General features: G+C 58.1%; 6 protein-coding genes and 1 pseudogene. All 7 read left to right on the top strand.

All coding sequences use genetic code 11. From position 1 onward, the window contains the following. A partial coding sequence (locus IQK56_RS17820) for an RHS repeat-associated core domain-containing protein (RefSeq protein ID WP_193901766.1) occupies nt 1-2,616 on the top strand: 2,616 nt, incomplete at its 5' end. After that, nucleotides 2,616-3,254 carry a hypothetical protein gene (locus IQK56_RS31205; RefSeq protein WP_246500242.1) on the top strand — a complete coding sequence of 213 codons (639 nt, stop codon included), beginning with the start codon at nt 2,616-2,618 and terminating at the stop codon, nt 3,252-3,254. The genes IQK56_RS17820 and IQK56_RS31205, both read left to right, overlap by 1 nt. Nucleotides 3,255-3,821: 567 nt before the next feature. After that, nucleotides 3,822-3,969: pseudogene (locus tag IQK56_RS17810) on the top strand (DUF4172 domain-containing protein); the annotation flags it as partial. Between the two features lie 133 nt (nt 3,970-4,102). Further along, the gene (locus tag IQK56_RS17805; RefSeq protein WP_003176346.1) at nt 4,103-4,345 is read left to right on the top strand and encodes an exodeoxyribonuclease VII small subunit; all 243 of its coding nucleotides are present in this window, start codon (nt 4,103-4,105) and stop codon (nt 4,343-4,345) included. After that, on the top strand, nt 4,342-5,229 hold the full coding sequence (gene ispA, locus IQK56_RS17800; RefSeq protein ID WP_193864159.1) for a (2E,6E)-farnesyl diphosphate synthase: 888 nt from the start codon (nt 4,342-4,344) through the stop codon (nt 5,227-5,229). The genes IQK56_RS17805 and ispA overlap by 4 nt, the downstream gene beginning before the upstream one ends. Before the next feature lie 111 nt (nt 5,230-5,340). Beyond that, complete coding sequence (gene dxs / locus IQK56_RS17795) at nt 5,341-7,239, top strand: 1-deoxy-D-xylulose-5-phosphate synthase (RefSeq protein WP_193864160.1); 1,899 nt, start codon at nt 5,341-5,343, stop codon at nt 7,237-7,239. A 78-nt stretch (nt 7,240-7,317) separates the two neighbouring features. Further along, a partial coding sequence (locus tag IQK56_RS17790) for a TonB-dependent receptor (RefSeq protein WP_193901765.1) occupies nt 7,318-7,818 on the top strand: 501 nt, incomplete at its 3' end.

The following is a 7,818-nucleotide window of genomic DNA, read 5'->3' as shown; positions in this document are numbered from 1 at the left end:
CAGGAAGTGTATGTCCATGATGACCGCGCACGGCTGGTGCAGCGCATTGATCCGGACGGTGCCGAGCACTTCAAATCTTACGATGACAAGGGTCGGCTGACGGTCGAACAGGACCCGCTCGGGGCAGTGACGGCGTATCAGTACGACGATGCCGGACGCTTGGTGGCGTTGTTTCCGGGGGACGATGAGCCGACATCCTACGAGCATGACAATGGCTTCGTACGGGTTGTAAGGCGAGGCTCAGCGGTCTGGAAATACGAGCGCAACGATCAGGGCGACGTGACGCGCAGGACCGATCCCGACGGTCATGTGACGGACTACAGCTACAACAAATACGGGCAACTGATTGGGGTGTGGTACCCGGATCACAGTTGCCAGCGACTGGTGTGGAATGAACGCGGCCAGTTGCTTGAAGAACAACTGCCCAATGGTGGCATCAAGCGCTATCGCTACGACGACCTGGGCCGGCAGATTGCCCGTGAGGATGAACAAGGCGCGCTGACCCAATACCAGTGGGACGCTGTCGGTCGGCTGACTCGCCTCGTACTGCCCGGCGGCGCGTGCAGGGAATACAGCTACAACCCCTACGGAAAAATCACCGCCGAACGCGATGAACTGGGCCACGTCACCCGCTACGAATACGCCGACGGCCTGCACCTGATCAGCCGCCGCATCAATGCCGACGGCAGCCAGGTCAAATACCGCTACGACAACGTGCGGTTGCTGCTGACCGAGATTGAAAACGAAGTTGGCGAAACCTACCGGCTGGATTACCACGCAAACGGCCTGATCCAGCAGGAAATCGGCTTTGATGGGCAACGCACGGCCTACGTCTATGACCTCAACGGCAACCTGCGAGAAAAAACTGAATACGGCGATGATGGCAGTCAGCTAGTGACTCGTTACGAGCGCGACTACGCCGGTCGTCTCGTAAGAAAAACCCTCCCCGACGGCAACAAAGTCGATTACGCCTACGACCGCCAAGACAATCTCCTCAGCGTCGACGACGGTCACTGGGCGCTGGCCTACGAGTATGACGTACAGAACCGCCTCACCGCCGAACACCAAGGCTGGGGCACCTTGCGCTATGGCTATGACGCCTGCGGCCAACTTCAACACCTGCGCCTGCCGGACAACAATCGTGTGGCGTTCAACCATGCCAAGGGCGGTCATCTCGCCACCGTCGAACTTAACGGTAAAACCCTTACCTCGCATCTATTCAAAGCAGGCCAGGAACACCAGCGCCAACAAGGCCAACTGCTCAGCCACTACCACTACGACGACCAACAGCGCCTGCACGCCCATGCCGTAACACAGCAAGAACACCACCTGCTCCAACGCCACTACGACTACGACAAATCCGGCAACCTCACCCGCCTCAACGACACCCGCAAAGGCGAACACCACTACCACTACGACCCACTGAATCGCCTGACCCGCGCCGACCACTCCCAAGACCTGCAGGAACGCTTCGGCCACAGCCCGGCGGGCAACCTGCTCATGCAAGACCGCCCCGGCCCGGACATCGTCGCCGGCAACCGCCTGATGATCCAGGGCGACCGGCATTACGACTACGACGCCTTCGGCAACCTGATCGGTGAACGCCGTGGCAAAGGCCATCAACTCGTCACCGAATACCGCTACGACTGCCAGCACCGGTTGATCGGCGTTACACAACCCAACGGGCAAACCGCCAGCTACCGCTACGACCCGTTTGGACGGCGTATCAGCAAGACCATTGAAGGTGTAACGACGGAGTTTTTCTGGCAAGGCGACAAGCTGATCGCCGAGCACCATGCAGATCGACACCGAAGCTATATCTACGAACCCGACAGCTTCCGCCCTTTGGCGCTGCTGGAAGGCTTTGGGCCAAGCGAAACCCAGCCCTACCACTACCAACTCGACCACCTCGGCACGCCACAGGAACTCACCGACCCAGACGGCGACATCGTCTGGTCCGCGCACTACCGCGCCTACGGCCAGATCACCCGCCTCGACAAAGGTAAAATCGACAACCCGCTGCGCTTCCAAGGTCAGTACTTCGACCCGGAAAGCGGACTGCACTACAACCGTCATCGCTACTACAATCCGGATGTTGGTCGTTACCTGACGCCGGATCCGGTGAAGTTGGCGGGTGGAATCAACGCGTATCAGTACGTGCCGAATCCAACCGGGTGGGTGGATCCGTTGGGGTTGAGCAATTGCCCAGGTGGCGATGGATGTAAGCCATCACACAACGCTGAGAGCTCAACAAAGCACACAAAAGCTGACAATGGCGAGCCAACCCTCCCCGCTCCCGCGTCAAAACAAGAAACCATCGTTAGAGTACGGCATTACACTAGCAGAGCAGGCTCAAAAGGCATTGAAAAAACAGGAGTGATATTGGCCCAAGATAACAACAGAGTCTATCTTGAACCTGCAAAGAGCAAAGTGCTAAGTCCTAGAGACGCACAGGAAAAATATCAGATCGACAAAAGCAAAGGCCGAGATTACATTGAGACGGACGTACATGAGTCACAACTAGAACTGGTAAAAAACCCCAGGTACAGCACCATGGAGCTAACCATAAAAGGCAACCTGACATTAAACAATCCTACCTTTACGAGGAGAAAGTAATGCTAGAGCAAAATCAAAAAATAGTTCTTACCGGAAAAGAAGCACTTGATGCTCTCAAAGAAATTGAATACATACTAATATCCCTACATAAAATGGGCAGCTTTTATGCTGAAAAGCCTGGCGCCCTAGAAGAATATCGCAAAGCGACCACTGACTTTATCGATGATTGCGCCGTTACCCAGCGGCTATCAAAGGTACGTACGATAATTTCTCAACACTTTGATGACTCTCTCGGCGATGATGAACTGGATGATATAGAGAGACACTTTTCAGATCTGAAATTCTGGAAACCCAATCAACCCTTGAACAGAAAAACACCTGAAACAGAAGCACTTGAAGTTTCGAAGGGAACCATTCAACAAGTAACGTGCAAGCGTAACGAATTACTGGTGGTTTTTACCAACCAGAAAGATGAATTCCTACTAATCACCTTTTACAACCCCATGGAATTCAAAAGCAATAGTGCGATTGGAGTCGAAACAGATGGCCTTTTTGAAGAAGAACACTTTACCCTTTCGCAAGACGCAAAATGCATTGCCCCTCTGCAAGATACGAAAAGTTACTGCTTCAAGGCAGCCCTCAGTAAAGAGATTATTTTTACAGTGATCTCAGACGGATACAGCGTTGAAAAGATATGACTCAAAACGCAATAACCTCTCCAGACCAAAAATCCAAGTTTGAGCGACCACCCAACGTTATGAAACACTGATCAACAGTCCTAATGGGCAAACCGCTAATTACCGTTATGACCCACTTGGAAGGCTCGCGAAAAAAATGAGCTATTTTGATGACGAGCTAATTACGGAGCAGAGCTCCCAGAATATTAACTTTGATATTCTACCCACATATGACCACGGTTCCATTGTTAGAAAAACCAATGAAAACATAGCCTTTCAGGAAGCCATTACCTGGAACAAACTGCACAAAAGCATTGAATTTGCGGACAACCGCCCGAACTTGGCAACCTCACGACCGATCAGGAAAATCATAAAAGTCGCCGACGATAAGATAATTATTGTGGGTGATGCGGTTTGTGACGAGGCATATTGCGCAAAGCTCCAACAACTAGAAGAAGCACCCAGAATCGTCCCTCAAATTAGATCCCGAGCCGAATCCGAAGCACAATCGGCTCACCAAATGAGCCGAATAACCTTTTTATTCGGCTCACGCACCCCAGGCATTCCGCCATGGCTCATCCGCACTGAATCTGGCCGCACTTCCACTGGCAACCCGGTCGCCCCGCGGCGTTGCTGTGCGAGTGTGGACAAGCCCAAGGCAAGTTGTTGGGCATGCTCGGCGATTGAGGGTGAGCAGTTGAATGTCGGCTCGGTGTGCTCGTCACTGGCACGGCGACAGACGGTCAGGTAAGCCGCCACCGCACGCGTTATCAAGTCAATACAACACGCGACTAATGCCCCACTCATTTGCCCACAATCCCCATGTCTGCTAGTGTCCCGCCGGTTTACCGTCTACCGGAATAGCCGCCATGGCCCGCAAAAAAGTTGCACTCGATTTCGAACAATCCCTCGCCGACCTGCAAACCCTGGTCGAGCGTCTGGAGAACGGCGAGTTGTCGCTGGAGGACTCACTGACAGCGTTTGAGCAAGGCATCGGCCTGACTCGCGACTGCCAGAGCGCGCTGGCGCAGGCAGAGCAGAAGGTGCAGGTGTTGCTGGAGCGTGATGGGGAGTTGGCCGAAGAACCTTTCGATGCGGAACAACCCGAATGATCGACGCGTATCAGGCCAGTAGCCAAGCCCGGGTGAATGCGGCGCTGGAGCCCTTGTTTGTTGCGCCCAGCCCGGAAATGAATCGCCTCTATGCCGCCATGCGCTACAGCGTGATGAATGGCGGCAAGCGTGTGCGCCCGTTGCTGGCGTACGCAGCCTGTGAAGCCCTCGGTGCGCCTGCCGAGCAGGCCAACGGCGCGGCGTGTGCGGTGGAGTTGATCCACGCTTATTCCCTGGTACACGACGATTTGCCGGCAATGGACGACGACGACCTGCGTCGCGGACAGCCCACCACCCATAAAGCCTTTGATGAAGCCTATGCGATCCTGGCCGGTGACGGCCTGCAGAGCCTGGCGTTCAGCGCACTGCTGGACCCGCGCTTGAGCAGCGTCAACGCCGAGATCCGCCTGCGCATGGTCACCGCCCTGGCCCACGCGGCAGGGCCGGCTGGCATGGTCGGCGGGCAGGCAATCGACATGGGTTCGGTCAGTCTCAAGCTGGATCAGCAAGCCCTTGAACATATGCATCGCCACAAGACCGGCGCGCTGATCGAAGCCGCCGTGCACCTCGGCGCCCTGGCCAGCGGCCGTGCCGACGCGGCCCGATTGGCGGCATTGCAGACCTATTCCCAAGCCATCGGCCTGGCGTTCCAGGTGCAGGACGACATTCTCGACGTGGAAAGTGACACCGCCACCCTGGGCAAGCGCCAAGGTGCCGATATCGCACGGGACAAACCGACTTATCCTGCGCTTCTTGGGCTTGATGCTGCCAAGGCATACGCCCTGGAACTGCGCGACCAGGCCCTGGACGCCCTGCGACCTTTCGACGCGGCAGCCGAGCCGCTGCGTGACCTGGCTCGGTATATCGTCGAACGCCGCCACTGAAAACGGCGGCCATTGCCGCCGTATATCGGCCAAGTTCGGCGCTCTGCGTGGGCAGTTCGCGATGCTTGAGGTAAACTGCCGCCTCTTCTTATACCTATAACGATTCGCCTGATGCCCACGACGTTTCAAGAGATTCCCCGCAAGCGCCCGTCCACGCCCCTGCTCGACCGTGCTGCCACGCCGGACGGCCTGCGTCGTCTGGGTGAAGCCGAGCTGGAAACCCTGGCCGATGAACTGCGCCTGGAATTGCTCTACACGGTCGGCCAGACCGGTGGGCATTTCGGTGCCGGCCTGGGCGTCATCGAGCTGACCATCGCCTTGCATTACGTGTTCGACACCCCGGACGACCGGCTGGTGTGGGACGTGGGCCATCAGGCGTATCCGCATAAGATCCTCACGGGCCGCCGCGAGCGCATGGCCACCCTGCGCCAGAAGGACGGCGTTGCTGCCTTCCCACGCCGGTCGGAGAGCGAGTACGACACCTTTGGCGTCGGCCACTCCAGCACCTCGATCAGTGCAGCGCTGGGCATGGCGATTGCCGCCCGTCTGCAAAACAGCGATCGCAAGGCGATTGCGGTGATCGGTGATGGCGCACTGACTGCCGGCATGGCCTTCGAAGCGCTGAACCATGCGCCGGAAGTGGATGCCAACATGTTGGTGATCCTCAATGACAACGACATGTCGATCTCGCGCAACGTCGGCGGCCTGTCGAATTATTTGGCAAAGATTCTTTCCAGTCGTACCTACGCCAGCATGCGCGAAGGCAGCAAGAAGGTGCTCTCGCGTCTGCCCGGCGCGTGGGAAATTGCCCGACGTACCGAAGAATATGCCAAGGGCATGCTGGTCCCCGGCACCCTGTTCGAAGAGCTGGGCTGGAACTACATCGGCCCTATCGACGGCCATGACCTGCCGACCCTGATCGCCACGCTGCGTAACATGCGTGACCTCAAGGGCCCGCAGTTCCTGCATATCGTCACCAAGAAAGGCAAAGGCTTCGCCCCGGCGGAAGTCGACCCGATTGGCTACCACGCGATCACCAAGCTGGAACCGGTGGACGCCCCCGCCGCCGCGCCGAAAAAGGCCAGCGGGCCGAAGTACTCCGGTGTGTTCGGCGAATGGCTGTGCGACATGGCCGCCGCCGACTCGCGTCTGGTGGGCATTACCCCGGCGATGAAGGAAGGCTCCGACCTGGTGGCATTCAGCGAGCGTTTCCCGCTGCGTTACTTCGACGTCGCGATTGCCGAGCAACACGCAGTGACCTTCGCCGCGGGCATGGCCTGTGAAGGCGCCAAGCCGGTGGTAGCGATCTATTCCACGTTCCTGCAACGTGGTTATGACCAGCTTATTCACGATGTGGCGGTACAGAACCTCGACGTGCTGTTCGCCATCGACCGCGCTGGGCTTGTAGGCGAAGACGGTCCGACCCACGCCGGCAGTTTCGACCTGTCGTACCTGCGCTGCATCCCCGGCATGCTGGTGATGACGCCCAGCGACGAAAACGAACTGCGCAAGATGCTCAGCACCGGCCACCTGTACAACGGCCCGGCCGCCGTGCGTTACCCGCGTGGGAATGGTCCGAATGCGCTGATCGAAAAAGATCTTGAGCCGATCGACATCGGTAAAGGCATCGTGCGGCGCCAGGGCAACAAGGTCGCGTTCCTCGTGTTTGGCGTGCAATTGGCCGAAGCGCTGAAAGTCGCCGAAAAGATCGACGCGACCGTGATCGACATGCGTTTCGTCAAACCGCTGGATGAAGCCTTGGTGCGCGAGATCGCCGGTAGCCATGAGTTGCTGGTGACCGTTGAGGAGAACGCCATCATGGGCGGTGCCGGTGCGGCGGTCAGTGAGTTCCTGGCGCGGGAGAACATCCTCAAGTCGGTGCTGCACCTGGGCTTGCCCGATGCCTACGTCGAACACGCCAAGCCGGCGCAGATGCTGGCGGAGTGTGGCTTGGACGAAGCGGGGATCGAAGCATCGGTGCGCGCGCGCATGGCGCTGCTCTCCCGGTAGAAATCGCATCAAACTGTGGGAGGTGGCTTGCCCCTCCCACATTTGATTTTTGCCATCTTCAAACGCTATGGACAGCCCATGAAACGTCTGTACCTTGCCCTGCTGCTGCTGCCCGCACCTGAGTTGCTCGCCGAGACCCGCGACGACGCCCTCAAACTCCCCGATGTGGTCATCAGCACCAACCGCCAGGTCCAGGCACGCAACGACAGCAGCGCCGCCAATACCGTATTCACCCGCGACGACATCGACCGCCTGCAACCCACCAGCCTCACCGACCTGCTCAGCCGCGTGCCCGGCGTACAAGTGGCGCGAACCGGCGGGCGTGGCAGTTTGCCGGGGATCTACCTGCGCGGCACCAAGTCCGCCCAGAGCCTGGTGCTGGTGGACGGCCAGCGCATTGCCAACACCACCTCCGGCGACAGCGGCCTGCAATACCTGAACGTCGACCAGATCGAGCGTTTGGAAGTGCTGCGCGGCTCGCGCTCGGTGATCTACGGCAGCGATGCCATCGGCGGGGTGATCCAGGTGTTTACCCGGCGCAATGCCGAGCAAGGCCTGCAACCGCGCCTGAAGCTGGGC

Origin of the sequence: Pseudomonas cyclaminis, assembly GCF_015163715.1 — a bacterium.
Taxonomy (GTDB): domain Bacteria; phylum Pseudomonadota; class Gammaproteobacteria; order Pseudomonadales; family Pseudomonadaceae; genus Aquipseudomonas; species Aquipseudomonas cyclaminis.
Note: the sequence above shows the minus strand (reverse complement) of the source record. Positions and strands in the feature narration are given on the sequence as shown.